This is a genomic window from Frondihabitans australicus (genome assembly GCF_003634555.1).
GTDB classification, from domain to species: Bacteria; Actinomycetota; Actinomycetes; order Actinomycetales; family Microbacteriaceae; genus Frondihabitans; species Frondihabitans australicus.
On the sequence record NZ_RBKS01000001.1, the window covers coordinates 3,998,306 to 4,023,644 of the forward strand.

Genomic DNA, 25,339 nt, shown 5'->3' on the forward strand with positions numbered 1-25,339 from the left:
TCGGCACTACGCGGCGGGCGCCTCGCCCACGACGAACGAGAACTCGCCGAGCCCGTCGATGCCGCCGGTGACCGTGTCGCCGGGAACGATCGGTCCGACGCCCGATGGCGTGCCCGTGAAGATCAGGTCGCCGGGCGCGAGCTCCCAGGCGCGGGAGGCGGCGGCGATGACGTCGGCGACCGGCCAGATCATCTGGTCGAGGTCGCCGTCCTGCTTCACGGCGCCGTTGACCGCGAGCCACACCCGGCCGGCGGCGGGCACCCGGCCGGCGTCGGCACCTCCGGAAACGGCTCCGGCGGGCACCAGTGGCGCCACCGGCGCCGAGGCGTCGAAGCCCTTCGAGAGGTCCCACGGCCGCCGGGTGTCCTTGGCTTCCTGCTGCCGATCGCGACGGGTGAGGTCGACCCCGACGCCGTAGCCCCAGACGTGGTCGAGAGCCGATTCCGGAGTAATCGACGCGCCGCCGACCCCGATGGCCACGACGAGCTCCACCTCGTACTCCAGCTGCGCCGTCACGGTCGGGTAGGGCACGGTGCCCGAGGCCGGGACGACGGCGTCGCCCGGCTTCGCGAAGAAGAACGGCGGCTCGCGGTCGGGGTCGGACCCCATCTCGCGCGCGTGGTCGGCGTAGTTGCGGCCGACGCAGAGGATGCGTCGCACGGGGAAGCGCGCCGACGACCCGGCGACCGCCACCGAAGGAACCTCGGGCGGCGTGACGACGTAGTCGCTCATGCCGAAAGCTCCCGGATCGGCGCGCCCGACTCGAACGCGAGGATGTCTTCGACGCTCTGCCCGTAGAAGTCGCGGTAGACGTCGTGCACCACGTAGCCGATGTGGGGCAGCAGGATCACGTTCGACAGGCTCCGCAGCGGATCCGCCGCCGGCAGCGGCTCGACGTCGAACACGTCCAGAGCCGCCCCGGCGAGCGTGTCGACCATGAGCGCCATGACGAGCGCCTCGGCGTCGACGATCGGCCCGCGCGAGGTGTTCACGAGGTAGGCGGTGCCCTTCATGAGCGCGAGGTCGTCGGCGCCGATGAGGCCGCGCGACGACTCGGTCAGGGGAACGTGCACCGAGACGAAGTCGCTGGTCTCGAACAGCTCCTGCTTCGACACGGCCTGGACGCCGAACTCCGCGGCGCGCGACGGGGTGAGGTGCGGGCTCCAGGCGACCACGTGCATCCTGAAGGCCAGGGCCAGCTCGGCCACCCACTGGCCCTGCTTGCCGAGACCGACGAGACCCAGCGTCTTGCCCTCGAGGCGCGTGCCGATCGTGTGCTGCCAGCCGCCCTCGTGCATCGAGCGGTCTTCGGCGACGACGTTGCGGGCGAGGGCGACGAGGAGCCCCATGGTGAGCTCGGCGACCTCGCGGCCCGAGCCCGTGGTGCCCGAGACCACGATTCCCCGGGCCCGGGCGGCCGCCACGTCGATCGAGGCGTTCGCCATGCCGGTGGTCACGAGCAGCTTGAGCGCCGGCAGCCGGTCGAGCACCGAGGCCGGGAAGGCGGTGCGCTCGCGCATGGCCACGACGATCTCCGACGAGGCCAGCCGCTCGATCAGCTCGTCGCCCTCGAGATGGGAGGTCACGACGTCGATCTCGTACCTCTCGGCGACGCCGCTCCAGTCGGCGGAGGAGAGGGCGACGCTCTGGTAGTCGTCGAGGATGGTCACTCTGGCGGGCATGATGCCAGGGTAACGGCCAGGTGAATCCTTTCCCCGGGGTACAGGGGTACAAGGCAGACAAACCTGTCTGTCACCCCAAAGCGTCATTGTGGCTCACAGGTGCCTCCCCTAGCGTGGAACCACCGATGACGGCCCCGCCTCTCGGGCCACACCCACGAATCGGCAACTGCCTCGGAACCCGAACCGACAGGACACCAGCGCGAATGCGGCACCACGACCAGAGCCTCCGGACGACCATCCGATGAGCGCCCCGACCGTGGCACCCGTCGACACCGCTCACGACGACACAGAGCCCGCCCAGCACGACCTCTTCGGCCGCGGCCTCCTCTACGTGGTCGTGTTCTCGCTGCAGCTCGTCGTCGGCTCGCTGATCTCGCCGTTCCTCACGCACATCATCAGCCCCGCGCAGTTCGGCGCCCTGTCGTCGGGCATCGCGCTCTTCCAGGTGCTGAGCGTCGCGGCGCTCATCGGCCTCGACGAGGCCCTGGTGCTGCAGCGCGCGGACGACCGGAAGTCCGGCGGCGACGACCGCTCCGCGCGCGGCCTGGTCACTGTGGCGATGGCGGTCGCGTTCGGGGTCACCGGTCTCGCCCTGCTCACGCTTCCGCTCTGGGCCGGGGCGCTCGGGTTCGACGGCTACCACGTCCTGCTCATCGCGGTCATCCTCTGGACGGCGCCGTCGGCGTCGGTCACAGCGATGCTCGCGCTGCTGGTGGCGCAGGATCGCCTCCGCCCGTTCGCCATCGTGTCGATCATCTCGGCAGTCGGCGGGTCCATCGTCGGCATGGTCCTCCTGCTCACCGTCCACCGCGACGCCACCACCTACGCGTGGGGCGGCGTCGTCTGCCAGTTCGTCGCGATGGGCATCGGCATCGCCGTCGTGCGGCCGACGTTCGAGGGCTTCCGCCAGTGGGCCGTGACCACCCGGGCGGTGCGCCTCGGCGTGCCGCTCGCCCTCGGCAGCCTCGCCTTCTTCGTGCTGAACGCGGGCGACCGCATCGTGATCCAGCGCGAGCTCGGGTCGGTGCAGGTGGGGCGCTACCAGGTGGCGTACACGATCGGCTCGGCCGTCGTGATCCTGCTGAACTTCACCAACAACGCCTGGACCCCGCACTTCGCCGCCCTCAAGAGCGACGTGTCGAGGTACCTCCTGGCGATGCGCTCGCGCGACGAGCTGTACCGCCTGCTGGTGCCGATCGTGATCGCGGTCACCCTCGCGTCGCCGCTGGCCCTCCGCATCGTCGCTCCCGCCTCGTACGAGCAGTCGGGCCTCACGCTCGTCGTGCTGCTCGTGGCGCTCACGGCGTTCCCGGTGGCGGCCTCGGGGGCGGCTCAGCGCCTGCTCGTCGTGCAGCGCCGCGGCAAGACCGTGGGGCTCACCGCGGGCATCGCCGCCGTCGTGAACATCGTGGTCAACCTGATCCTCGTGCCGCCGATGGGCATCACCGGCGCGGCCGTCGCGACCCTCGTGTCGTACACGCTGCTCGCGGTGCTGCAGGTGCAGCTGCTGCCGGATCGCCGGATGTGGAAGGGCGCCCCGCCGCGCCTCGTTCTCGCCGTCGCCGCCAGCATCGCGATCGCGGCCGCGTCGATGCTGATCCCCGAGACCCTCGACTGGAACATCGCGAAGGCCGCCGCCGCGGTCGCCTGCATCCCGTGGTTCGTCGTGCGACTCCTCGCCGCCCGTCGCGGCGCCTCCGAGGCGGTGCCCGGCGAGGGCGTCGTCACCCTCGACGATCTCGTCGCCGAGGAGCCCGTCGCCGTCGCTCCCGACGCTCGCGACGACCTCGTCGCCGAGGAGACCGTCGCAGACGCCCCCGACGACCTCGACACCCTCGCCTCCCTCTTCGACGCCGACCCGACCGGCGCCACCACTCCCGACGACTCTTCGCCCCACACCACCCACCCGAAGGGGGCGGCCATGGACCAGCTCACCCGCGCACAGCAGCTCGAGGCCGAGGGCCCCGGCCCTCGCCGCATCGTCAGCGTCGACCTCGCGCAGCCGCTGCCCGCGCTCACCCGCGACTACCGCTACGAGTCGGCCATGGTGGTCGGCTACCGCGGCCGCATCGCCGTCGGCACGGTCGACATCGTGCTCACCGACGACCCGGCGGACGCCGCTCGCGCCCTCGAGCACCTGCAGAGCATGCCGCTGCCCCGCTCGGCGTCGCCGGTCGCCGTTCCCGACGCCGAGCTGCCCTCGATGTCCGTGGTCGTCTCCACCGTCGTGGGTCGCACCGAAGACCTCGGCCTGCTCCTCGACGCGTTCGAGCAGCTCGACTACCCCGACGTCGAGTTCATCATCGTCGACAACCGGGTGACCCTCCCCGAGAACGACCCGCTGCCCGGACTCATGGCGGGGCGGTCGCGCATGCGGTTCATCCGCGAGTCCCGTCCGGGCGCCGCCGCGGGCCGGAACGCAGGAGCCGAGGCCGCCCGCGGCGAGATCGTCGCCTTCACCGACGACGACGTCCGCGTCGACGACCAGTGGCTCCGCGTCATCGGCACGCGCTTCGCGCAGGCCGACCGCATCGACGCACTCACCGGCCTGATCCTTCCGGCCGAGCTGGAGACGCCCGCGCAGATCTGGTTCGAGGGCTACTACGGCGGCTTCGCCGGCGAGCGCACCTTCGCGCCGCTGCTGCTCGAGCGCGCCTCCGACGTGCCCGCCGTCGCCCGCGGCTCGAAGATCGCCGTCACCGACGTCGACGGCCGCGAGACGACCCGCTTCCCCGTCTACGGGGTCGGCGCCTACGGCGCCGGCGCGAACATGGCCTTCCGCCGCTCGTCCCTCCAGCGCGTGCGCGGCTTCAACCCGGCGATGGGCCCCGGCACGCCGTCGCTCGGCGGCGAGGACCTCGCGACGTTCGTCCGCCTCCTCTGGGAGGGCGGCCGCATGGCGTTCGAGCCCACCGCGATCGTCCACCACCGTCACCGCCGCTCGCTGAAGGAGCTCGAGAAGCAGCTCCACGGCTACGGCCTCGGCTTCACCGCGATGATCACGTCGTCGGTGCTGCAGGACCCTCGGCACCTCGTCTCCCTCGGGTGGCAGGTGCCCGGGGCGGTCGGGCGTCTCGCCGGGAAGGCCGTCGGCCGGCTCCTGCACCAGGGGGATGCCGCCGAGACGGCCGCGACCGTGGCGCCGATGGCGTCGGAGGACCTCTCGGGGTCGTTCCCGAAGTCGCTGGTGTCGACCGAGCTGCGCGGGTTCCCGCAGGGGCCAGGCGCCTATCTCCGCAGCCGCCGCTGGTGGCGCGAACTGGACCGGAAGCACGAGGGGGCGGGTGCGGCATCGGCCGGCGCCCGCGTGGAGAGGGAGACGGGGGCTGCGACATGAGGATTCTGACCGGCACGGAGGTGCTGTCGCCGCAGGGCGGGCTGGAGGTGTGCGTCTTCGAGGACGCCATCGCGCTCGCCGACGCGGGGCACGACGTCACGCTGCTGTACACGCGCGACGGCTCGCAGCGGCCGTTCTTCGAGCGCGCCGGCGTGCGGCTCTGGGGGCCGGTGCGGTTCCTGTTCGACCCGCGTCGCGCTGTCAAGGACCTCGCACGCTTCGTGCGCTCCGCCCTCCGCACGCGCCGCCTCGGCGTCGACGTGCTGTGGCTGAACCGCCCCGAGAACATCATCTGGGCCCAGGTCGTGTCGCGGCTCGCGCGGGTGCCGCTGGTGGTGCACCTGCACCACGCGCCCAACTACCGGTGGGAGCGCCTGCTCATGCGCGGCGTCGCCCACTCGATCGCCGTCTCGGACTACATGAAGACCGTGTGGACCGACGCTGGCGTCCCCGCCGACCGCATCTCGGTGGTGTCCAACGCGCTGCCGGCTGGCAAGTACCGCCCGGCCACGCCAGCGCAGAACGCCGCCGCCCGCGAGCGTCTCGGCGTGACCGGCGACGCGCGCGTCGTGCTCTACTACGGTCGCATCACGCGGAACAAGGGCGTCCTCACGGCCCTCGAGGCGTGGAAGACCCTCGGCCTCGATCCGTCGCGAGCCGTGCTCGTGCTGGCCGGCAATCGCGTCGGCGCCGGCTCCGACGACGACCAGGCCATCGGCGAGGCCCTGGAGGCCCTGCAGCCGGGCAGCGTCGTGCGGCTGCCGAACCAGGACGACGTCTCCTGGCTCCTGCACGCCGCCGATCTGGTCGTCGCGCCGTCCTGGGAGCCCGAGTCGTTCGGGCGCACCGTCGTCGAGGCGTTCTCGGCCGGGCTCCCGGCGATCGGGTCCGACCTCGGCGGGGCGCACGACATCCTGAGCGGCCCGCTCGAGCGCTTCAGCGTGCCGTCGCGCGACTCCGGCGCCCTCGCGGCGAAGATCGAGAGCCTGCTCGACTGGCGCGTCGCGGAGCCCGCGCTCGGCCGCGTCGTCACCTGCGAGGTCGCCCGGCGGTTCTCCTACGACGACCACCTCGCCGGCATCGTGCGGATCCTCGAGGCCGCCGCCGGCGGCGGACGCGCCCGCGGGCGACGCTCGCCCGTCGGCAACTCCGGAGACGGCGTCGCCCCGGCGCCGTCCGATGCCCCCGACGCACCCGTATCCGGAGTCGCCGCCGCCCTCGCCGACGAGCGGGCCGCCGCGGCCGCCGGTGACGAGCGCGCCGCCGCCGGCGACGAGCGACCCGCACGCGCCTCGCGCCCCCTCGACTCCGTTCCCGCCGCCCTGCGCGACAGCGCCCTCCGGCAGACCAGGACCAGTGTGACCATCCGATGACCCTTCAGACCGCCAGACCGCTCTCCGTCACCCCGCCGCCGCCCCGCCCCTCGGCCCTCCGCGCGGCCGAGATCGGCCTCGCCGTCTTCGGCATCATCGCCGCCGTGCTCATCGGGCTCGACGCGCAGGGCGCCGTCCGCACCTGGATCGTCTTCGCGGCGCTGCTGCTCGTGCCCGGGTGGACGCTCCTGCGCCGCTTCCCGGCGATCGAGCCGGCGACGAGACTCGTGTTCACGGCGATGGGCAGCATCCTTCTCCTCACGCTCGTGGCCGTCACCATGGTCTGGACGCACTTCTGGCATCCCCGACCCGCGGTCATCGTGATCCTCATCGTCGCCTCGGTGCTCATCGCCCGGAAGCCCGCATTCGACCTGGTCGTCGACGACCCGGTCACCGAGCTCGACCCACCGGTCGAAAGCCGCACGCGCGCGGCCGTCCGCTCGGAAGAGCGCTCCGCCCTCGAGAAGCGGGCATGGCCGCTATCGAAGACCGTCACGGCCGCCTGGGCGACCCTCGTCGTCGCGCTGGGCCTGTGGATCACGGGCATCGCGCTCACGCACGCCACCGACCTCGGCGACTACGGCCTCCTCACCGCCTTCCCGGCCGTCTGGTACGTCTCGGTCGCTCTGGCGTTCGTGGTCGTCCTGATCGGCCTCTTCGTCCGCCGCCAGGCGCACGGGCTCCTCGCGGCCGGCATCAGCCTGCTCATCGTGATCCTCTACGCCTCGGCCAACCTCGTCGAGACCGCCCCGCGCCTTCCCTGGGTCTACAAGCACATCGCCGTGACGAACTACATCTACGCGCACGGCAGCGTGAACCCGTCGATCGACCTCTACAACCGCTGGCCCGGGTTCTTCTCGTTCTCGGCGCAGCTCTCGGCCGCCATCGGCATCCCCGACGCCACCGACTACGCGGCCTGGGCCGAGGTGCTCTTCGCCCTCATCGACGGCGCCCTCGTGCTCGCGATCGCCCGCACAATCTCCCGCCACCGCCGCTGGGCCTGGACCGCCGTCATCGTCTTCACAGTCGGCAACTGGGTCGGCCAGAACTACTACTCGCCGCAGGGCTTCGCATTCATGCTCTACCTGGCGAGCGCACTGGTGGCCGTGCACGCCCTGGGGGGCGAGCCTCGCCGGCTCCTGCGCAGGATCGAGGGGTTGCTCGCGAGACCCGCGATCCGCCTGGGCAGAGCCGTCAACACCGAGGTCCTCGGCGTGACCGGTTCGCGGCGCGCGCGCTGGATCGCCATCGCCACGCTCATCGGGCTGCAGCTCGTCATCACGATGGCGCACCAGCTGACGCCGTACGTGCTGGTGCTGGCGCTGCTGCCGCTGTTCTTCTTCGGGTACCTGCGGCCGCGCTGGGTCGGCATCGTCGTGCTCCTGCTGCCCGTCGCGTACCTCGTGCCGAACCTGTCGTACGTGCAGCAGCACTTCGGGCTGTTTTCGAGCTTCGACCCGCTGGCGAACGCCACGACGAAGTCGGTCTCGACGGTCGGCGTCTCGGAGGCGGCGACCCTGCAGAGCCACGGCGTGATCCTGCTCACGGGGCTCGCGGTGCTTCTGGCGATCGCCGGGTTCGTGCGCAGGATCCTCAACGGACAGGTGCGCACCACGCTGATCGTCGCGTGGCTCGCGGTCGCCCCGGTCTTCACCCTGTTCGGCCAGTCGTACGGCGGCGAGGGCAAGTTCCGCGTCTTCCTGTTCGGCCTGCCGTTCTACGCGATGGGGGTGTCGTGGCTGTTCTGGCCGGGTCGCCGCCCCAGGGTCCGCCTGGTCGGCATCGTCGCCTCGCTGACGGTGCTGCTCACGCTCTTCGTGGCGACGTACTTCCAGCCGGAGGCCTCGCTCGTCATCTCGCGCTCCGACGTCCGCGGAGCCCAGTGGCTCGACAAGCGCTTCTCGGCGAAAGACAGCCAGATCAGTCTCAACGACGACTTCCCGGCGCTGATCGGCCCGAACTACAACCGGTACACGCTGCGCTACAACCAGCAGGTGTCGTTCGCCGACCTCCAGGCCGAGGCGCCGAAGGTCCTCACCTGGAAGGACTACCTGGAGCAGATGAACGCCGCGACCGCGAAGGGCGGCCACATCTGGTTCACCTTCTCGACGGCGCAGACCCACGCCGTGCTCGTCGCCGGGACCTTCACGAAGGCCCAGATCGCCTCGTTCGAGCGGAAGGCCGCGGCCATGAGCGTGCTCCGCTACGACCGCGACGGCGTCACGATCTACGAGAGCAAGTGATGCGCCGGTTCTGGTTCCTGGCCTGGCGTCGCGTGCGCCGCGCCGCCGCACGCCTGCGGGCGTGGCGGCAGCGCTCGTCGCTCGCCGCGGTCGCCGTCTCGTCGCTGCCGTCGGGCTCGACCGTCACCGGCGGCACCCTGCGGATCGTCGCGCACCAGGACGACGACCTGCTCTTCCAGAGCCTCTCGCTGCAGGCCGACGCCGAGGGCCGCTCGCCCATGACCACGGTGTACCTCACCGCCGGCGACGACGACGACGAGGAGTGGTACTGGCGCGCCCGCGAGGCCGGCGTCCGCGCCGCCTACGCCGCGATGCTCGGCGTCGGCGACGTGTGGCTCGACGAGGTCCGCTCCCTCGGCGGCGTCGACGTCGCGCAGGCCACCCTCGCCGCGGCTCCCCGGGTGCGGCTCGTCTTCGTGCGGCTGCCCGACGGCGGGATCGAGGGCCACGGCGGCTCGCGCTCGGGCGGGGCGTCGCTCCGCAAGCTCTGGGAGGGCGCGCAGGCGACGATCACCTGCGTCGACGGCAGCGCCACGCACACCCTCGCGAGTCTCACGGCGCTCCTCGGCGAGCTCGTGGCCGAGACCGCACCGCGCAGGATCCTCACGCTCGACCACGTGGGCGAGTTCGGAGACGGAGACCACTCCGACCACCACGTCGCGGCCTACCTCGCCGAGCAGGTGCACGCCGGCCTCGAGGCCTCAGGCGGGCCCTCGTTCACCGGCTACCGGGGATACACCATCGAGCGGTTCCCGGCCAACCTCAGCGCCGAGCAGATCGCCGCGAAGGAGGCCGCGTTCTTCGCCTACGCGGTCTCCGACTACAAGACCTGCTCGTCGATCCGCACCTGCAGCGTCCGCCCCGAGTCGCTCTGGCTGGCGCGCGAGTACGAGGTGTCGCGGGTCACCGCGTAGCGCCCGGGAACGATCCGGCGCCCGCGGGTGTTGGCACCGGTATGAACGCACCGCGCCTGTCGATCCTGGACCTCGCCCCCATCACGCCCGGCGAGACCGTCGCCCAGAGCTTCGAGAACTCGGTGGCTCTGGCGCAGGCCGCCGAGCGGCACGGCTACGAGCGGGTCTGGTACGCCGAGCACCACAACATGCCGACCATCGCGTCGAGCGCGACGAGCGTGCTGATCGGCCACGTGGCCGGCAAGACGGAGTCGATCCGGCTCGGCGCCGGTGGCATCATGCTGCCGAACCACGCGCCGCTCACGATCGCCGAGCAGTTCGGCACGCTGGCGACGCTCTACCCGGGCCGCATCGACCTGGGGCTCGGCCGCGCGCCCGGCAGCGACCAGGTCACCATGCGCGCCATGCGCCGCGACCCGATGTCGGCCGAGGGGTTCCCGCAGGACGTCCTCGAGCTCCAGGGCTACCTCCGCGGCGAGTCCCGCGTGGCCGGGGTGCAGGCGACGCCGGGTGCGGGCACGAACGTGCCGCTGTACATCCTGGGGTCGTCGATGTTCGGCGCTCAGCTCGCCGCGGCCTACGGGCTCCCGTACGCGTTCGCGTCGCACTTCTCGCCCGACCTGCTGCACCAGGCGGTCGAGTTCTACCGCCGCGAGTTCTCGCCCTCGGCGCAGCTCGCCGCCCCGTACGTGATCGCCGGCGTCAACGTCGTCGCGGCCGTCGACCCGCAGAGCGCCCAGGACCAGTTCGACTCCACGCGCCGCACCCGGGTGCGCGGCATGATCTCGCGGACCCCGGGCTCGCCCGACTACACCGACGAGCAGATCGACATCTTCCTCACCACGCCGAACGGCCGCCAGATCGCGAACATGATGAAGTACGCCGCCGTCGGCACGCCCGACGAGGTGCGGGCGTACCTCCTCGAGTTCGCCGAAGAGGCCCAGGCCGACGAGCTGATCATCGCCCACCAGTCGCCGCGGATCGCCGAGCGGCTCGAGTCCGTCGCTCTCACCGCGGACGCGATGCGGGGCGCGGCCGTCTAGGCGGTCGGGGCTCCCGATCCTGCGCCCTGCAGTGTGGGGAGGTTCGGCGACCAGCCGAGCGCCGGAGCGATGTGGTCGGCGACCGTCTGCAGCAGCCGGGCGTTGTAGTCGACGCCCAGCTGGTTCGGAACGGTGAGCAGGAGCGTGTCGGCGGACTGCACGGCGGCGTCGGCCGCGAGCTGCTCAGCCAGCACGTCGGGCTCGCCGGCGTAGGTCTTGCCGAAGCGGGCGAGCTCGTCGCCGATGTAGCCGACCTGGTCCTCGTCGTCGCCGCGGCCGCCGAAGTACATCCGGTCGATGTCGGTCGTGATCGGCATCACGCTCCGGCTGACCGACACGCGGGGTGTGCGCTCCCAGCCGGCCGCCTTCCAGGCGTCACGGAACACCTCGATCTGCCCGGCTTGGAGGTCGGCGAACGAGTCCCCCGTGTCTTCGGTGAGGAGGGTCGACGACTGCATGTTCATGCCCTGCTCGGCCGCCCACTTCGCAGTAGCGCGTGTGCCGGAGCCCCACCAGATCCGCTCGCGCAGCGTCTCGGACTGCGGCATGGTCCACAGGCCTCCGGTCTGCCCGCCGGTCATGGTGGGGTTGGCCCTGGCGACCGCCACGCCCTCGATGGCGCGAAGGAAGACGGCGGTGTGCTGTCTCGCCATGTCGGCGTCTGTCTGACCCTCGCCCGGCACGTACCCAAACGACTCGTACCCGTGCAGCGCGGTCTCGGGTGACCCCCGGCTCACGCCGAGCTGCAGTCGCGAGTCGCTGATGAGGTCGGTCGCCGCGGCCTCCTCCGCCATGTAGAGCGGGTTCTCGTAGCGCATGTCGATGACGCCTGTGCCCAGCTCGATGCGCGACGTCCGCGCGGCCATGGCGGCGAGCAGGGGGAACGGCGAAGACAGCTGCCGGGCGAAGTGGTGCACGCGCACCGACGCGTTGTCGATGCCGATCTCCTCCGCGGCGACCGCGAGCTCGATGGTCTGGGTGAGCACGTCGCGGGCCGTGCGGGTCTGCGATCCGGGCACGGGCTGGTAGTTCCCGAACGACAGGAATCCGATGCGCTTCATACGCGGCACAACCCGCCCGGGCTCCTGCCCATTCCCGAAATCATGCAAACGCATGTACCAGATCGGGGCGCAGGAGCCGAGGCACTCGCCTCACACCGCCGGGAACCGCCGCCGCACGTGCGAGGCCGTCACTCGAGCACGCCGCTCGACCAGATCGGGCGTGGTCGCCCCCGCTTCCACGCGGAGCCCGTACAGGCCCGCGAGGCGCGACAGCGCCTCGTCGACGCGCAGCAGGGCGTGCAGACGGTAGCTGAGCAGCGTGTCGTCGGGGGAGTCGCCGAGCGACTCATCGAGGGCCGTGATGAGGCCGGCGGGGCTCCGCCACACCCGCGGCGCGGCGGACTTCGACCCGGCCGCCCGCGTCGCGGCGGCGCGCGGCGCGGCGGGAACCCGACGCGCCGCGTTGCCTGCGTCGGCTTCTCCGGAATCGACGACGCGAATCGCCCCGGTGGCCGTCGAGACGGCGCGGGCGACACCGGATTCCGGAGTTCCCGACCGAGCCACGCCCTCCGAGAGCGCCGTCAGCGACCCCGAGAAGACCTCGACGATTGCGCGCACCTGGTCGGCGTGCGCCTCGGTCAGCGCCCGGTTGCGCTCGCCGCGGTAGGCGATGCCCCGCAGCGTGACCGCGACGCCCGCGAGGGCCGTCCGGGTGGCGTCGTCGCGGCGATCGCCGCCGCCGGTGGGGAAGCGCACGATCGGCTGCAGCACGGAGTCGAGCTGGTACGTCGCCTGGTCGACGGCGCGCGAGGCGTTCCGCAGCAGGGCGGCGCTCTCGGCCCCGTCGCCCGCGGCACCTGCGGTGCGGGCCGCTCCCGTCACGGCGAACCCGCCGGCCGCCTCCAGGAACCCGCGCACGGACGCCAGCTGACGGATCACCGCGCGCCGGATCATCGCGCCGGTCGCGATCGGCAGCACGACCGCGCTCACGATCACGGCGACGAGACCGCCGAGGAGGTTCTCGACGAGGCGGTACGCGATCAGCGAGTCGCTGAACTGGCCCGAGTAGTTGTAGACCTGGCACAGCGTGACGACGAGGCCGATCACCCAGAAGACGTAGGCGCGCCCGAATCCGTACATGCCGAGCGTGAGGGAGGCCACGACGATCACGAGGGTCCACCACGGGTGGTCCAGCCCGACGAGGTCGACGAGGGAGACGCCGATGACGCCGCCGATGACCGTGCCCGCTCCGCGGCTGATCATCTTCCGCACCCGGTCGTGGGTGGAGTTCGTGCCCGCGAGCACCACCATCACGCCGATGACGCCCCAGTAGAACCGCTGCCCGTCGAGCAGCAGCGCGATCGGCTCGACGAGCGCGACCGAGATCGACGCCTGGATCGCCGTGCGCAGGGCCGGCGAGACCTTGAAGCGCTTCCACGGCCCGCGAAGCCCACCCGAGGCCAGCTCGTCGCCCAGCACCGGGCCGGCGCCCGACGGTCGGCCCATCATGAGCACCACGGGCGACTCGAACGGCACGCCCTCGCCCGACGACTCGAGGTCGCGGCGCACCTCCTGCCAGGCGGCGACGGTCGAGTGCAGGTCGCTCAGGAGCAGCGCCACCCGGTGAACGGCGTTCGCCCAGCGCGCGTCGCCCAGCACCTCGGGCTCCGAGTCGGCCCACGCCAGCAGTCTGCGGGCCGCTCTGTCGCCCTCCCGCCCCGACCGCTCGAGGACGAGCCGGACGGCGCCGGCGACGCCCTCGCGGACGACGGCGGGCGCACCCGCCGCGTGGAGCTCGGTCGCGACGCGGGCGATGCCGTCGACGGCCTGCTCGGTGTCGAAGAGCAGCGAGTGGAGGCGCTGGGCGGTCTCGCCGGTCGGGCCGGACCCGGGCTGGGCGAGGAGGCCGTCGGCGATGAGGGCGGCCTCGTGGGAGCGGGCGCGGCGGCGTCTCAGGCGGGCGAGCTCCCGCGATCCTGCGCCCCGGCCGCTGGTCGCGTGCTCGCCCGAGGAGGCGCCCAGAACGTCGACCGCGGACTCGAGCACGCGCGTCTGCCAGGCGAGGAATGCCCGCCGCGTCCGCATGAGCGACCGGTAGGCGTCGGGGTGGAAGACGGCGCTCCGCACGACGATCGTCGCGGCGAGCGACACCGCGAAGATCAGCGCGAGCGCCGGGAACGACGCCAGCGGCAGCGGCAGCAGCAGCCCGCACAGGTAGGCCGCGAACAGCCCCGCGCCGAAGTCGCCGGCCAAGACGCCGAACTTCGACGCGTAGAACTGCACGAACAGCAGCAGGACGATGAGCACGAGCTCGAGCACCCGGAACTCGCGGAGCGCGATGCTGCAGAACAGCGCGACCGCGAACGGCACGTAGAGCGCGGCGCAGCGCGCGGCGACGCGCGACGTCTTGACGTCCACGACGACGAAGCAGCTGAGGAAGGCCGGCAGGGCGCCGAGCATGATCCCGACGATCGCGGGCAGCCCGAACAGCAGCGACACCGCGAAGCCGGCGGCCATCGAGGCGGGCAGGCAGAGCAGCACGCGCCCCGCGGCGTCGAGCTTGACGAGGCCGATGTCGTGCATGAGCACGCGATCCCAGAGGGACACCCCGTGCGTCGCGGGCGACCGATCCGACCGATGGGCTCGTGGTCGCCTGGGCATCAGGTGTCGTCCTTCCTCTACCCACCCATACTACCCGGTTCGGCTCGGCTCGGTCCCAGCGCCTCCACAGCGGGTCGCAGGATCGCGAAGGACGCCCTACGACACCTCCACGGCCTCGTACGCCCGCCACATCGCCGCGTAGTGCCCGTCGAGCTCGAGCAGCTCGTCGTGGCTGCCGACCTCGGCGAGACGGCCGCCGGCCAGCACCCCGATGCGGTCGGCGGCTCGCGCCGTCTGCAGCCGGTGCGCGATCACCACCGTGGTGCGCCCGGTCGCGACGGTCTGCATGGCCGCCGTCACGCGCGCCTCGGTGAGCAGGTCGAGGTTCGAGGTGGCCTCGTCGAGCAGCAGGATCGCCGGGTCGACGAGCTCGGCCCGTGCCAGCGCGATCAGCTGCCTATGCCCCGCCGACAGCGACCGGCCCCGCTCGGAGAGCACGTGGTGGTACCCGCCGGGCAGCTCGGTGACGAACTCGTGGGCGCCCACCGCTCGGGCGGCGGCCTCGACCTCGGCATCCGACGCGTTCGGCCGGCCGTAGGCGATGTTGTCGCGCACCGTGCCGGTGAACAGGAACGCCTCCTGCGGCACATACCCCAGCTGTCGCCGGAACCCCACGAGGTCGAGCGACCGCAGGTCCATGCCGTCGACGAGCACGCCGCCGGCGTCGGGGTCGTAGAAGCGCGCGATGAGCTTCATCACGGTCGACTTGCCGGCGCCGGTCTCGCCCACCAGCGCGACGGTCTCGCCGGGGGCGATGTCGAGCGCGATGTCCTTCAGCGCCTCGGGGGCCTTGGGCGCAGGAGCCGGGGCGAGACTGAGCGACCGACGGTCGTTCGGGCCCCGACGCTCGCCCGCCCCGGGTCGCGGCGACACCGTCGGGTACGAGAAGCGCACGCCCCGGAGGGTGATCGCGCCCGACAGGCGGGGCGGGGTCGTGGGCTCCTGCGCCTCGGGGGTGAGGGTCTCGAGCTTCATGAGGTCGGAGATGCGCGACACCGACACTCTGGTCTGCTGCCACGAGTCGAAGACCTGCGAGAGCTGCTGGATCGGCGAGAAGAACATGTCGATGTAGAGCAGGAACGCGATGAGGGCGCCACTCGTGAGGTGGCCGTGCGCGATGAGGGTGGCGCCGACCCCGAGGACGATGACGTCGGCGATCCCCGAGAGGAACTGGACGAACGGGAAGTACGTCGCCACGAGGCGCTGCGCCGCGATCCTGCTCTGGAGGTAGCGGCGGCCGAGCCCGTGGAAGTGCTCCGTCGTGGCCCGCTCGTGCGTGAAGGCCTGCGACTCGCGGACGCCCGAGAGGCTCTCCTGGAAGTCGGCGTTGACGATCGCGATGCGTTCGCGCGCCTCGTCGTACAGGCGCGACGACCGGTTGCGGAACAGCACGGTGGCCGCCGCGAGCGGCACGACGACGATGAGCACGAGGCCGCCGAGCTCGGGGTTGATGAGCACGAGGGCGACGCCGACGCCGACGAAGGTCACGATCGACACGAGCGCCGAGAGCAGGCCGTTCTCGATCAGCGACTCGAACTGGTCGACGTCGGTGGTCATGCGGGTCATGATCCGGCCGGCCATCTCGCGCTCGTAGAAGTCGAGGGAGAGCCGCTGGAGCTGCGCGAAGATCCGCACCCGCAGGTTCAGCATGATCCGCTGCGCCACGCGCCCGGTGACGAACGTCTCGGCCATGCCGTCGGCGAGGTCGGCGAGCGTGACGACCAGGAACAGGCCGGCCGCGGCGAACAGCACCACCTCGGAGCCCTGCTGCACGCCGCCGTCGATGCCGGTCTTCACCAGGTACGGGCCGACGAGGCCCGCCACCGCGTCGATCACGACGAAGAGGAGCGAGAGCAGGAGCGGCTTCCGGAACTGCCGCAGCAGAGTACCGAGCGAGAAGTCGCGCTCCTGCACCGACTCGGCGTCGACGTCGACGCGGGGGACGTCCTTGATCGGGCCGAGGGCCGCCACGCGGGCCAGGAGCTCGGGGGTCGCCGCGAACATCGCAGCCATGCCCTTGCCGCCGCCTCCTCGGCCTCCGCCCCCGAGGCCCATGCCGAGGCCGCCGCCCGGGCCGGCCGCTCCGCCGGTCGCGCGCGCCGCCGACGGATCGTCGCCCCACGCGCTCGCGGTCGTGCCGCCCGCCCCGTCGCGAGCGGACGCCGCGGCCAGACGGCTCAGCGCGTCGATGTCCCCGGAGGCGGCCGCGGCCGCCGTGTCGTCGGTCTCGTCCTCGTCCAGGCCGGTGATGAGCGCTCGGTAGACAGCGCTCGACTCCGCGAGCTCGTCGTGGGTGCCCTCGTCGACGACGCGGCCGTGGTCGAGCACGACGATGCGGTCGGCCAGGTGCAGGGTCGACTCGCGGTGCGCGATGAGCAGGACCGTGCGGTTCCGGAGCTCGTCGCGGAGGGCGTCGTGGATCGACTGCTCGGTCGACGCGTCGATGGCGCTCGTGGCGTCGTCGAGCACCAGGATGCGCGGGTCGGCCAGGATCGCCCGCGCGAGCGCCAGCCGCTGCCGCTGGCCGCCCGAGAGGCTGAGGCCGCGCTCGCCGACGACCGTGTCGAAGCCCTTCGGCAGCGCGTCGATGAACGCGGTCGCGTGGGCGACCTCGGCGGCGTGACGGATCTCCTCCTGCGTCGCCGACGGACGGCCGTAGGCGATGTTCGCCCCGACGGTGTCGGAGAACAGGAAGCTGTCTTCGAAGACCATGCCGATCGACGAGCGGAGCGACGGCAGCGTCACGTCGCGGAGGTCGTGGCCGTCGAGCGTCACGCGGCCGCCCGTCGGGTCGTAGAAGCGCGCCACGAGCGACGCGACGGTCGACTTGCCGCTGCCGGAGGGCCCGACGAGGGCCACCCGCTCGCCCGCGGAGATGCGGAGGTCGAGCCCGTCGAGCGCGAGATGCGTCGGCGCGGCGTCCTCGTCGGCTTCTCCGGAATCGGCGGCGTCGGCCACCGGGTCGTAGCCGAACGACACGCGGTCGAAGACGATTTCTCCGGAGATGTCGACCAGGTCGACGGCGTCCGGCGCCGACTGGATGGCGGGCTCGCGGTCGATGAGCTGGAAGATGCGCTCGATTCCGACCTGGGCCTGCTGGCCGATCGTGAGCACGCCGGCGAGCTGGCGCGCGGGCGCCATGAGCGACGCGATGTAGCTCGTGAAGGCGAGGAAGGTGCCGATGGAGATCTGACCGTGGAGCGCCAGCCAGCCGCCGAGCGCGAGGATCGCCACCTGCCCGAGCGTCGGGATCGACTCGAGCAGCGGCTGGAACCTCGACTGGATCCGCACCGATCGCATCTGCGAGCCGTAGAGTCCCGTCGCGACCGACGCCATGTGCTCGACCTCGCGGCGCTCGCGGCCGAACGCCTTGACGACGCGCACGCCGTTGACGTCCTCGTCGACGATCTGCGCTACCTCGCCCTCGCGCTGCTGGGCGTCCCAGGTCGCCGGCATGATCTTCGCGCGCATCCGGTACGCGGTCACCACGAGCACCGGCACCATGACGAGCGAGATGATCGCGAGCAGCGGCGACAGCGTGAACATGACCACCACCGACAGGATCATGAGGATCACGTTGCCGCTCATGATCGGCAGCATGTTGAGCAGCCCCTGCACGAGCGTGGAGTCGGAGTTGGCGCGGCTGACCAGCTGGCCGGTGGGCATCCGGTCGAGCGACGCGAAGTCCATCTTCTGCAGGTGGTCGTGCATGTCGTTGCGCAGGTCGTTCTGCACCTCGAGGGCCACCCGGCCGCCGCGGTAGCGCCGTAGGTAGGTGAAGCAGAAGGTGGCCAGGGCCAGCGCCACGAGCAGGACGAGCCAGGGCATCAACGGGCTCGTCTTCTCGACGATGACGCCGTCGACGATCTGTCGGGCGACGAGGGGCACGGCCACCTGGCACAGGCTGCCGGCGAGGGCTGCCCCGAGCGAGATGAAGACGCTGCGGCGGTGGCGCAGCATGTAGCGCCAGAGCCGCCGGATCCACCCCTCGGCCTGGTCGGGCGTCGTCGTCGTGCGCGCCCGGCGAGAGACGCGGCTCACGCCTGCGCCTCCTTCGCGCGACGCTCGGCCACGGCTTCCTCGACGGCGTCCCCCAGGGTCGCGAGGCTCGAGATCAGGGCCGCAGGATCAGGAGCCCGCTCGGCCAGGAGCTCGAGCTGCCTCGCCATCCTCCCCTCCATCCGCTCGAAGAGCTCGCGCCCCTCGTCGGTCACCGTCAGCGAGGTCGCGCGGGCGTCGCCCTCGACGGCGTCGCGGCGCAGGAGCCCGCGCTTGCTGAGCGACTCGACCGTCGCGCTGATCGCCGGCTTACCCACGGCGAGGCGGGCGGCCAGCCGTGAGGCGCGCTCCTCGCCGCTCGAGACGGCCGCGAGGACGCGGTAGTCGGCGAAGCTGAGGCCGTCGCTGGCCCGCTCGACCACACGTGAGGCGCGAGCCAGGGCGCGGACGGCGGCGATGAGGGTGTCGTGATCGACCATGCGACCCACTGTACGCCTGATGGTTCGATTCTCGAACCAACTGTCTTCGGGTGCGCGGAGGTCAGAGAGCGAGGGCGATCGCCCGGACGACGACGACGCCGGCGAGCGCGAAGAACGTGAAGGCCTCGACGATCGTGAGGGCCTTGGCTCGGGGTGAGGCCGGGGTCGTCCCGCCCGGCAGCAGCAGGAGGGTCGAGAGGGCGAGCCGGAGGTAGTCGAGGTACGCGGGCATCCAGGTGCGGCGCGCGGCGGCGCGGCTGCCCTCCGGGCGGTACCCCGAGTGGTCGATGTCGCGGGAGAAGAGGAAGTCCGGTCGCCCCGGCCAGCGGCCGTGGAGTCGGCGGGCCACCGGGCCGTCGCGGTCGACGTCCCAGTAGACGAGGCCGAAGGCGAGGACGTGGATCACGGCGATCTGCAGGGCCGCGAGGAAGAGTCGGCCTGCTCCTGCGCCCGTCGTCGCCAGGAGCAGCCAGCTCACCAGGCCCATCGCGGCGAGGTTCGCCGCCGCCAGGACGAGCACCGCCCCCCGGGCGAGGACTCGCGACCAGCGGGTCTCACGCTCGAGCCTGCGGGGGTTGAGGAGGACGAGGGGGATGCCGACCGCGACGAGGGCGAAGAGCACGGCCGCCCGCGCGAGCGGCGCCAGCTCGACCGGGAGTGCCGCGAACAGAGCCAGGGCGACGGCGTACGCCAGCACGGGCCACGCGGGGTGCTCCGCGGGTGCACGTCGGTCGGGCAGGCTCATCGCGTCGAGTCTAGGAGCCCGGAGCCGGTCGGCCGGGCGGCTGCGTCAGGCGACCGGGGAGAAGACGATCGACCCGTTGTGCCCGCCGAAGCCGAAGCTGTTCGAGAGCACGGGGCCGGGGGTCCAGTCGCGACCCTCGGTCGGGATGTCGAGGTGGATCTCGGGGTCGAGGTTCTCCAGGCCGATCGTCGGCGGGATCGTCTTCCGCTCGATCGTCAGGGCCACCGACACGGCCTCGATGGCGCCGGCGGCGCCGAACGAGTGCCCGGTGACGCCCTTGATGCTCGTGACGACGGGCGACGTTCCGGCGAACACGCGCTCGACGGCCTCGCTCTCGGCCTGGTCGTTGAGGCCGGTCGCCGTGCCGTGCGCGTTGATGTGCGTGATCTGGTCGGGGGTGAGGCCGGCGTCGTCGAGGGCCAGGCGCATGGTGCGCTCGGCGCCCGTGCCGTGCGGAGCCGGCGCGGTGACGTGGTAGGCGTCGGTCGTCGAGGCGGCGCCGTCGATCGTCATGTAGACGTGGGCGCCGCGGGCCTGGGCGGCCTCGAGCGGCTCGAGGATCAGGATTCCGGACGCCTCGGCCGCCGCGAAGCCGTCGCGGTCGCGATCGAACGGGCGCGAGAAGCCGGTCTTCGACATGGCGCGCATGTTCGAGAACCCGGCGAGGCACACGGGGGTGAGGCTGGAGTCGGTGCCGCCGGCGATGACGAGGTCGGCGGAGCCCTGGGCGATGAGGCGTGCGCCGGCCGCGATGCCGTCCGTGCCCGCGGCGCAGGCGGTGCTGATCGTCGTCGCGCCGCCCTCGAAGCGGTACCGGATGCTCAGGGCGCCGGCGGGGGCGTTCGGCATGACCATCGGCACGAGGTGCGGCGACACCATGCGCGCGCCCTTCTTGTCGAGGATCAGGATCTGGTCGGCCAGCGTCTGCACGCCGCCCATGCCGTTGCCGATCGAGATGGCGGCGCGCTCGTGGTCGATGCCGTCGACGAGCTCGGCGACGTCGGACTCGGCGGGGTTCGGCGCGTCGGGGTCGATCTTCAGCAGGCCGGCGTCGCGCAGGGCCTCGTCGGCGGCGACGATCGCCATCCGCGTCACGATGTCGGAGTTCTTGGCGTTCTTGTGGGTCATCAGGCGACGGGCGTCGAGGGCCTCCTCGTCGACGCGCCGCACGTCGACGTGCGGTGCGGGCTCGAACAGGCTCTTCCAGAACGCGTCGACGCCGATCCCGTTCGGGGTCACGACACCGATTCCGGTCACGGCGACTCGGCGGTTCAGCAGCGGCTTCATGGGGATCTCCTCGGACTGGTGCGACTCCTGGGGCGACAACCATTCAACACTGGCGCGCGCGGTGCGCCCGTCGCGGACCTGTCCAAGAATCCGGCCCCGTCTTTGTTCCGTCCGTGTCCTCCAAGCTGGCGGGTGCAGAATCGAGGTATGCACATGACTTCGGGAGCAGCGCGCTGATGGTGTCTCCGATCCTCAAGACCCTCGGCGCGGTCGTCGTCGGCACCCCGGTCGCCGTGGTCCTCGGGCTCACCGCCCGCTCGATCCGCAAGCAGGAGGACGCCCAGGTCCCCGTCATCCGCAGCGTCGAGTCACCGCTCGCCGTCACCGTCTTCCGCAGCTGGCTCGATCGCCGCACGCACGAGCACCTCGCCGCGACGTCGTTCAAGAAGGGCTACGTGTCGTACGGCGTCCGCGTGGAGAACCACTCGGCCCACGACGTCCGCGGCATCCACGTCGAGCTGCTGGACACCGCGGGCGACGTCGTGTCGTCGGTCCGCGTCGGCGAGATCGACGCGCACGCGAGCACGGTCGTGCCGGTCAAGCGCGCCTGGACGAACGCCTTCGAGGCGCATCGCGCCGCCGAGTCGGTGCCGCCGGTGGTCCTCACCTGGCGCAGCGCCTCGGGCCGCCGCCGGGTCGTCCTGGCGCCGTCGCTCCGTCGCGATCTGGGCGTCACGCCCTCGTCGATCCGCCAGGGCCGCCGGGAGCGCCCGACGGTCGACTCGCCCGTGATGAGCTAGCGCCTAGCCTCGGCGCGCAGGCCTCGGCTGGGTCTCGCCGCGGATCGCCGCGCCCGCGTCGAGCCGTCGTGCGGTCGGGGTGCGGTCGGCTCCTGCGCCCCGGGTCCGCCGGATCGACCGCATGAGCGTGAGGCTCGCCGCGAGAATGATCGCCGCCGCCAGCGGCCAGAGCCCGGTCTCGCCCGTGACGAGGGTGCGGACGACGCCCGTCACCAGTACGGCGCCCGAGGCCACCGCCAGGACGATCAGAGCGATCTCGGCGGGGCGGGGAGCGACGGGACGCTCGGAAGGTCGGTGATCGGGCATTCCGCAAGTGTGGCGGGAGCGCCGGTCGCGGGCCAGACGGCAAAACAGAGGACTTGACGAACCATCACGATTCGTCGCAGGGGCGGAGGCGCGCGCTCAGCCCAGGCGGTCGAGGAGCGTGCGGACGAGCTCGATCGCTCGGGGCTGCACCCACTCGACCGGGACGTCGTCGCCGAGCGCCACCCACTCCTTGACGGCCGCGCGGACCGCGCCGCCGCAGAGGCTCAGCAGCACCTCGGCCTGCTGGCGGTCGACGACCCGCTCGTCGCCGTCGTGCTCGAGCACGGTGGTCACGGCGTCGAGCAGCGGCTCGACCATGCGGGTCATCTGCGCCATGTGCCGACCGAACAGCTGGGGGTGGCGCCGGAGCACCTCGTGGCGCTGCTCGTGCAGGGTCTTGCCCTCGATGGTGGGGCTGATGAGCGACAGGAGCAGCGTGACGGTCGACTCGACGACGTCCGCCCCGTCGGAGCGGTGCATGTGCTCGGCCACGATCTCGGGCGTCAGATCGATGTCCTTGATGCCCAGGATCGCGTCCTCCTTCGTGTCGAAGTAGTTGAAGAAGGTACGGGGCGACACGTCGGCCATCGAGCTGATCGAGTCGACGGTGGCGTGGTCGAGACCGTCGCGGAGGACGAGGGTGACCGCCGCCGCCTCGAGACGGTTGCGGGTCTCCTCGCGCTTTCGGTCGCGGAGGCCGAGCTGTTCGGGTGCCATGCGTCAATTATTGCCTGCAGTGCAAATTTCCACAAGTGAAAACGTGCAGTCGTGCAACGCGAGGTGCGACGACCTGCGGGATGCGTGACGTCTGCAGGCGCCGCCCCCTCGACCTCTCAGCCGCGCGACGCGTCGCAGGCGATCCCGTTCCTCCACAGCGCGAAGAGCGCCTCCGCCGTCCGCCGGTCGCGGGCCGCGAGGATCCCGCCCCACGACGGGAAGAGCGTGTCGCGCCCGTTCTCGTCGAGCACGACCCCGCCGGCCTCCCGCACGATGAGGGCCGCCGCGAGGTGGTCGACCGCGCCGAACGACCCGATCACCGCGCCGGCTCCGTGTCCGAGGGCGACTCCGGCGAGGGTGAGGGTGCCCGAGCCCATGATCCTCGTGGTGCAGAACCGGTCCGCCAGAGCGTCGACGAGGTCGAGCATGCCGTGCCAGGGTCGGTGCCCGGCCAGCTCGGTGCTCACGATGGCTCCGCGCAGCGGGTCGACGCTGCGATCCCAGTCGGCCTCCGGCAGCAGGAGCCGGCGAGAGCCGACCCACGCCCCCTCGCCCGCCTGCGCCTCCACGACCACCCCGCGCCAGGGGTCCGCGACGACCGCGACGACGGGCACGCCCCCCTCGACGAGCGCGAGCGAGAAGCTCGTCCACGGAACGCCGTTGGCGAGGTTCGCCGTGCCGTCGACCGGGTCGAGGTACCAGCACGGCCCGCCGTCGGCGCTGCCGCCGTACTCCTCGCCCACGAACGAGTGCTCGGGGAACTGCGCGCCGATCACAGCCCGCACGCCGCGCTCGATGGCGCGGTCGATCTCGGTCACGTGGTCGGCCGGGTTCTTCTTGGTCGCGACGTCGCCGACCGGGTGCGTGCGCACGTACTCGATGGCCCAGGATCCGAGGGCGGAGGCGACCAGACGGGCCCGTCGACGGGAGTCCGCCGGGCTCTCCGCCGCCTCCGCGGCCGGCGTGCCGGTCGCGAGGGCGCCGTCGCCGAGGGCGTCTCGGAGATCCTGCAGCCTGTTGGTGGTGATCGAGTCGACGCCGATGGCCTGCAGGTGGCGGGCCTGGACGACGTCGTCGACGGTCCAGCAGCTGACGCGGGCGCCGAGGGCGTGGACCGCGTCGACGAGCGCCGGGCCGACGACGAGGTGGGGGAGGTTGACGACGGAGGGCGCGAGGCCCTCGAGGTCGGCGGCGGTGGGCGGTTCGGAGTCGGCCCACGGCATCCAGATCGCAGCGTCGGCGTCGGCCTCGCGGATCAGCCGCATGGCGTCGAGGAGGCCGCACCAGGCCACGTTCGCCGGGGACGCACCGCGCTCGCGGGCCGCCGCGGCGCACGCGGCCACGACCGCCTGCGCGGCGAGGGCCGGGCCGGTCGAGTCCATGTCGATGAGGAGCGTCGACGGCGACCCCTCGAACAGCGGCAGCACGTCGGCGAGGCGCGGGATCCGCAGGTCGCCGCCGCCCAGCTCGCAGACCTCGGGCCAGGTCAGGTCGGCGATGCGGGAATCGAGTCCCCAGAGGCGCTCCAGGGTGGCGTCATGGAGCAGGATCACCTCGGAATCCTGCGTCGTCCGCACGTCGATCTCGATCGTGGGCGCGCCCGCCTCCAGCGCCGACTCGATCGCGGCGACGGTGTTCTCGCGGAAGCGCGACGAGTCGCCGCGGTGCGCCGCGAGGGCGGTGGTGGCCCGGCGGGCTTCGGTCGGGGCGGTCACTCGGCGGCTCCTGCGGGTGCGGTCGGGGCCTCGGCCTCGACCAGCCGCCCGTCGCGGTAGTGGCGGACGTTGTCAAGGGTGACGTGGCCGCGGTCGCCCGGGGCGGGGAGCGCGCCGGTCGCGACGGAGCGCAGCTCGAGGCCGTCGACGTCGAGCACCAGCTCGGCGAAGTGCCCGTGGGGGAGGACGCGGCGGACCTCGCACGGGGTCGCGTCGGTGGGCTCGGTCGGGTTCTCCGGACTCCAGCGGACGTCCTCCGGCCGGACCGCCCAGCGGTCGGCCCCCGAGCCGGCGGCGCGCGCCGCCGCCAACGTCGGCCCGTCGAGGAAGTTCATGCTGCCGATGAACCCGGCCACGAACTCGGTCTCGGGCCGGGCGTAGAGCTCCGCGGGCGCCGACACCTGCTCGATGCGCCCGCCGTTCATCACCGCGACCCGGTCGGAGATCGCGAGGGCCTCCTCCTGGTCGTGCGTGACCATCACGGTGGTGATGCCGAGTCGCTGCTGGATGTCGCGGATCTCCTCGCGCACTCGCACGCGCAGCTTCGCGTCGAGGTTCGACAGCGGCTCGTCGAGCAGCAGCAGCTCCGGCTCCTGCACGATCGCCCGCGCGAGCGCTGCACGCTGCTGCTCGCCGCCCGAGATGTGCGCGGGGCGCGAGTTCGCGTGGTGCGCGAGGTTGACGGTCTCGAGCGCGGCCATGACGCGGGTGCGGATCTCGGCCTTGGGCAGCCGCTTGATCGCCAGCGGGAAGGCGACGTTCTTGTAGACGGTGAGGTGCGGCCAGAGCGCGTAGTTCTGGAACACCATGGCGCTCGGGCGCTTCTCGGGGCCGTGCGCGGTGACGTCCTGCCCGTCGATGACGACGGCGCCGGTGTCGGGCTCGAGGAACCCGGCGATCATGCGGAGCGTGGTGGTCTTGCCGCAGCCGGAGGGGCCGAGCAGGGCGACGAGCTCGCCGCGGGCCAGAGTGAGGTCGAACGAGTCGACGATGGTGCGGCCCGAGAGCACCTTCGAGATCCCGCGGATCTCGAGTCCGGGGGCCGCGTCGACGCCCGACGTGCGGGCGGTCGGGGGAGCGATGGTCGTGGTCATGAG

18 protein-coding genes are annotated in these 25,339 nt (G+C 72.2%); 6 read left to right on the plus strand and 12 right to left on the minus strand.

Annotated elements, in window-relative coordinates; all coding sequences use genetic code 11:
- Positions 1–6 precede the first annotated feature (6 nt).
- The gene (locus C8E83_RS18980; RefSeq protein ID WP_121371626.1) at positions 7–732 is read right to left on the minus strand and encodes a fumarylacetoacetate hydrolase family protein; all 726 of its coding nucleotides are present in this window, start codon (positions 730–732) and stop codon (positions 7–9) included.
- Complete coding sequence (locus C8E83_RS18985) at positions 729–1,682, minus strand: D-2-hydroxyacid dehydrogenase family protein (RefSeq protein WP_121371627.1); 954 nt, start codon at positions 1,680–1,682, stop codon at positions 729–731. Before C8E83_RS18985 ends, C8E83_RS18980 begins: the two co-directional genes overlap by 4 nt.
- A gap of 241 nt (positions 1,683–1,923) precedes the next feature.
- Between C8E83_RS18985 and C8E83_RS18990 the strand changes: the two genes are divergently transcribed.
- The 5 genes from C8E83_RS18990 to C8E83_RS19005 are packed head-to-tail and all read left to right on the plus strand — an operon-like array spanning position 1,924 to position 10,592.
- Positions 1,924–5,019 (plus strand): oligosaccharide flippase family protein, encoded by a 3,096-nt coding sequence (locus tag C8E83_RS18990; protein WP_121371628.1) that lies wholly within the window; start codon positions 1,924–1,926, stop codon positions 5,017–5,019.
- Positions 5,016–6,392 carry a glycosyltransferase family 4 protein gene (locus C8E83_RS20065; RefSeq protein WP_121371629.1) on the plus strand — a complete coding sequence of 459 codons (1,377 nt, stop codon included), beginning with the start codon at positions 5,016–5,018 and terminating at the stop codon, positions 6,390–6,392. Before C8E83_RS18990 ends, C8E83_RS20065 begins: the two co-directional genes overlap by 4 nt.
- Positions 6,389–8,635 (plus strand): hypothetical protein, encoded by a 2,247-nt coding sequence (locus C8E83_RS19690; RefSeq protein ID WP_170160016.1) that lies wholly within the window; start codon positions 6,389–6,391, stop codon positions 8,633–8,635. Before C8E83_RS20065 ends, C8E83_RS19690 begins: the two co-directional genes overlap by 4 nt.
- A complete protein-coding gene (locus C8E83_RS19695; RefSeq protein WP_245982018.1) occupies positions 8,635–9,549 on the plus strand; it encodes a PIG-L family deacetylase in 915 nt (304 codons plus the stop codon). Before C8E83_RS19690 ends, C8E83_RS19695 begins: the two co-directional genes overlap by 1 nt.
- A gap of 41 nt (positions 9,550–9,590) precedes the next feature.
- Positions 9,591–10,592 (plus strand): LLM class flavin-dependent oxidoreductase, encoded by a 1,002-nt coding sequence (locus C8E83_RS19005; protein ID WP_121371630.1) that lies wholly within the window; start codon positions 9,591–9,593, stop codon positions 10,590–10,592.
- Here C8E83_RS19005 and C8E83_RS19010 read toward each other — a convergent pair.
- The 6 genes from C8E83_RS19010 to C8E83_RS19035 all read right to left on the minus strand — a co-directional run bounded on the left by C8E83_RS19010 (position 10,589) and on the right by C8E83_RS19035 (position 20,764).
- A complete protein-coding gene (locus tag C8E83_RS19010) occupies positions 10,589–11,653 on the minus strand; it encodes an LLM class flavin-dependent oxidoreductase (RefSeq protein ID WP_121371631.1) in 1,065 nt (354 codons plus the stop codon). The genes C8E83_RS19005 and C8E83_RS19010 overlap by 4 nt on opposite strands.
- Before the next feature lie 90 nt (positions 11,654–11,743).
- The gene (locus C8E83_RS19015; protein WP_147430253.1) at positions 11,744–14,176 is read right to left on the minus strand and encodes an FUSC family protein; all 2,433 of its coding nucleotides are present in this window, start codon (positions 14,174–14,176) and stop codon (positions 11,744–11,746) included.
- A gap of 174 nt (positions 14,177–14,350) precedes the next feature.
- Positions 14,351–18,295, minus strand: coding sequence for an ABC transporter ATP-binding protein (locus tag C8E83_RS19020; protein ID WP_211331736.1), 3,945 nt, complete (start codon positions 18,293–18,295; stop codon positions 14,351–14,353).
- Positions 18,292–18,732 (minus strand): MarR family winged helix-turn-helix transcriptional regulator, encoded by a 441-nt coding sequence (locus C8E83_RS19025; RefSeq protein ID WP_121371633.1) that lies wholly within the window; start codon positions 18,730–18,732, stop codon positions 18,292–18,294. The genes C8E83_RS19020 and C8E83_RS19025 overlap by 4 nt, the downstream gene beginning before the upstream one ends.
- A gap of 61 nt (positions 18,733–18,793) precedes the next feature.
- The gene (locus C8E83_RS19030) at positions 18,794–19,477 is read right to left on the minus strand and encodes a hypothetical protein (RefSeq protein ID WP_121371634.1); all 684 of its coding nucleotides are present in this window, start codon (positions 19,475–19,477) and stop codon (positions 18,794–18,796) included.
- Positions 19,478–19,522: 45 nt separating this feature from the next.
- On the minus strand, positions 19,523–20,764 hold the full coding sequence (locus C8E83_RS19035) for a beta-ketoacyl-[acyl-carrier-protein] synthase family protein (RefSeq protein ID WP_121371635.1): 1,242 nt from the start codon (positions 20,762–20,764) through the stop codon (positions 19,523–19,525).
- 176 nt (positions 20,765–20,940) lie between these two features.
- On the opposite strand from C8E83_RS19035, the gene C8E83_RS19040 reads away from it, so the two are divergent.
- Complete coding sequence (locus tag C8E83_RS19040) at positions 20,941–21,504, plus strand: hypothetical protein (protein WP_121371636.1); 564 nt, start codon at positions 20,941–20,943, stop codon at positions 21,502–21,504.
- Between the two features lie 3 nt (positions 21,505–21,507).
- Here the strand turns inward: C8E83_RS19040 and C8E83_RS19045 are convergent, their stop codons facing one another.
- The 4 genes from C8E83_RS19045 to C8E83_RS19060 form a co-directional block, all read right to left on the minus strand.
- On the minus strand, positions 21,508–21,810 hold the full coding sequence (locus tag C8E83_RS19045; RefSeq protein ID WP_121371637.1) for a hypothetical protein: 303 nt from the start codon (positions 21,808–21,810) through the stop codon (positions 21,508–21,510).
- Between the two features lie 96 nt (positions 21,811–21,906).
- Positions 21,907–22,527: a TetR/AcrR family transcriptional regulator gene (locus tag C8E83_RS19050; RefSeq protein WP_121371638.1), complete on the minus strand. Its 621-nt coding sequence runs from the start codon at positions 22,525–22,527 to the stop codon at positions 21,907–21,909.
- A 116-nt stretch (positions 22,528–22,643) separates the two neighbouring features.
- Entirely contained in the window at positions 22,644–24,242 is a 1,599-nt protein-coding gene (locus C8E83_RS19055) for an inositol monophosphatase family protein (RefSeq protein WP_121371639.1), read from the minus strand.
- Positions 24,239–25,336 (minus strand): ABC transporter ATP-binding protein, encoded by a 1,098-nt coding sequence (locus tag C8E83_RS19060; RefSeq protein ID WP_121371640.1) that lies wholly within the window; start codon positions 25,334–25,336, stop codon positions 24,239–24,241. Before C8E83_RS19060 ends, C8E83_RS19055 begins: the two co-directional genes overlap by 4 nt.
- Positions 25,337–25,339 lie beyond the last annotated feature (3 nt).